Origin of the sequence: Bradyrhizobium sp., assembly GCF_016462955.1 — a bacterium.
Taxonomy (GTDB): Bacteria; Pseudomonadota; Alphaproteobacteria; order Rhizobiales; family Xanthobacteraceae; genus Bradyrhizobium.
This window is the reverse complement of the sequence record NZ_JAEMSD010000761.1, coordinates 1-2340: the sequence shown is the minus strand read 5'-3', so window position 1 is coordinate 2340 and position 2340 is coordinate 1. Positions and strand designations below refer to the sequence as shown.

General features: G+C 61.5%; 4 protein-coding genes. 3 read left to right on the top strand and 1 reads right to left on the bottom strand.

Going from position 1 to position 2340, the window contains the following annotated elements:
* Positions 1 to 207 (top strand): hypothetical protein (locus JHD07_RS38015; RefSeq protein WP_291631563.1); only part of this gene is annotated, 207 nt, incomplete at its 5' end.
* Entirely contained in the window at positions 192 to 1034 is an 843-nt protein-coding gene (locus JHD07_RS38010; protein WP_291631561.1) for an enoyl-CoA hydratase-related protein, read from the top strand. The genes JHD07_RS38015 and JHD07_RS38010, both read left to right, overlap by 16 nt.
* A gap of 3 nt (positions 1035 to 1037) precedes the next feature.
* Here the strand turns inward: JHD07_RS38010 and JHD07_RS38005 are convergent, their stop codons facing one another.
* Positions 1038 to 1691: a TetR/AcrR family transcriptional regulator gene (locus JHD07_RS38005; protein ID WP_049820500.1), complete on the bottom strand. Its 654-nt coding sequence runs from the start codon at positions 1689 to 1691 to the stop codon at positions 1038 to 1040.
* A gap of 191 nt (positions 1692 to 1882) precedes the next feature.
* Here JHD07_RS38005 and JHD07_RS38000 point away from each other — a divergent pair, with 191 nt between their 5' ends.
* Positions 1883 to 2338 (top strand): enoyl-CoA hydratase-related protein, encoded by a 456-nt coding sequence (locus JHD07_RS38000; protein ID WP_080672322.1) that lies wholly within the window; start codon positions 1883 to 1885, stop codon positions 2336 to 2338.
* Positions 2339 to 2340: the final 2 nt, after the last annotated feature.

Genomic DNA, 2340 nt, shown 5'->3' with positions numbered 1-2340 from the left:
GTCCTCGATCGGGCCGGTACGGCGGCCGAGCAGGGCGATATCTGCGCCGCAGCGCGCCATTTCGATGGCGGTGGCGCGGCCCATGCCGGTGCCGCCTCCGGTTACCAGCGCGACCCGGCCGCTCAGAAGATCCGACGCAAAACGCATGGCGAGCATTGGCTGCATGACGACCCGATGGCTGAATATCTGTTGTGTTCGAACGCGTGATCGGTATTCTAACAGATGTTAGTAATTTGCGTAAGCGGAACACGATGTCCAAAGAGCCTGTTCTCTATTCGCGCGAAGATGGCATCGCGACCATCACTATCGACCGGCCCGAGCGCAAAAACGCGCTTTCGGTCGAGGCGATGAACGGTTTGACCGATGCGTGGGAGCGGGTTGAGCAGGACCAGCAAGCGAATGTCGTGATTCTGACCTCGACCGATTGCGGTGTGTTTTCCGCCGGCTTGGATCTCAAGCAGGCGGCCGAGATCAGGGCGCGCGACGACGTCGATGTCCTGGCCCTGATGCGCGACCCGATGCAAACAGCGATGCGCGAGGTTTCAAAGCCGATCATCGCGGCGATGACGGGGTCGCTGATGGCAGGCGGCATGCTGCTGGCGCTCAAGTCTGATCTGCGGGTCGGGCTGCGCGGGACGCGCGCCGGGATTACCGAGGTCAAGATGGGGCGTGGCTCGCCCTGGGCGGTCCCGTTGTTATGGATGCTGCCGCAGCCGCTGCTGATGGAACTGGTGATCACGGGCGAGACAATGCCGATCGAGCGGCTCGCCGCGCACGGCTTCCTCAATTATCTCGAAGACACGCCCGATGCAGTGCGCGCCCGTGCGCTGCTATTGGCGCGCGCGATCGTCGAAGGCGCGCCGCTGTCGGTGAAGGCCGCCAAGGCCAGCATTCTTGCCGCGATGGATCTTGGCTGCGCCGCGGGCTTGGTCGAGGCCAACCGGCTGCATGTCGAGGCTTATGCGAGCCAGGATGCGATCGAAGGGCCGAGGGCGTTTGCGGAAAAACGAAAGCCGGTCTGGCAAGGAAAGTAGATGTCAGGACTTCTTCACGCCGTCAAAGATCAGGAGTTCGGTGCGTCGCGCCAGCTTCAGCACGGCATCCTTGCTGTCGAGGCTGAACCATTCGATGGTCCAGTTCAGTGCGCCCAGCACGAAGATGCGCAGCGGGACGATCTCGATGTCGGCGCGGATTTCGCCGGCGCGGCGGGCGTCGAGGAAAAGTTTGTCCCAGTATTTGGCGTAGGCCCGACGCAGGGGCCGGTGCGGCTTCTTCAGCGTCTCCGGCAACTGGCCGTAAATCCGGATATTGGCCGAGGTGAAGTCGCCCGCCTCGAGCAGCGCCACCAGATGCGCCTCGATCGCGAGTCCGATCTTGCGCCGATGCGAGACTTTGCCGGCGTCACGATGCGCTTTTTTGACCGTTTCGAACACGCTCGACAATCCGATGTAGAGGACTTCGTCGAGAATCTGCTCCTTGGAGTCGAAATAGTAGTAGACGCTGCCGGCCTTGATGTCGGCGATATCGGCGATCTGGCGCAGCGTTGTAGCTGCGTATCCCTGGCGGCGGAACAGCCTTGCCGCCGCAACCAGGATCGAATCGCGTGACTTCTCCGATTTGGAAATGCGCGAGGCGGGAGGCTGTTTCAGCGAGGCAAACGACTTTGACTTTAGAATGGTTGAGGAAGCCAAGATTCGCTTGGAGATACGCTTGTGGGATTTGGAAACCAACGGAGACGGTCGCACCGGGTTCATGTCAAAGCGACTGATAAACGCGATTATTGGCGCAGGCAAGAGATTTCGTCAACCGCCGGACCGATTGTCGCCCTTTGGCAGTTGTTCTGGCCGCTAGACTCGATGAGAGACAACCGCCGGAGCTAAAGATGAACTTGACGACGCCGACGAGGAGTTTCCTCTGCGACATCGTGGACGGGCTCGCTCGCATCGTTTTCAACCGGCCGGATCGGGGCAATCCCGTTAATCGCGTTTTGCCGCGAATTCAGCCTTGCGATGGACGAACTGAGGAGTGCGAAGATGTGCGCGCTGTGCTGATCTCGGCGCGTGGCAAGATGTTCAGCGTCGGCGGCGATATCGCTGCCTTCGAACGGCAGTCCGATTCGCTGCCGTCGCTGGTCAAGCACTGGACCGAGGATCTCCGTACCGTGATCGTCCGGATGAAGCAGATGCGCGCGCCGGTCGTGGTCGCCGTGCACAGCCACGTCGCCGGCGGCAGCGTGTCGCTGGCGGCCGCGGCCGATATCGTCGTGATGGCGAAGTCGGCGCGTATCACGGCCGCGTTCACCAAGATCGGCTTCAGTCCGGATACGGCTCAAACATGACG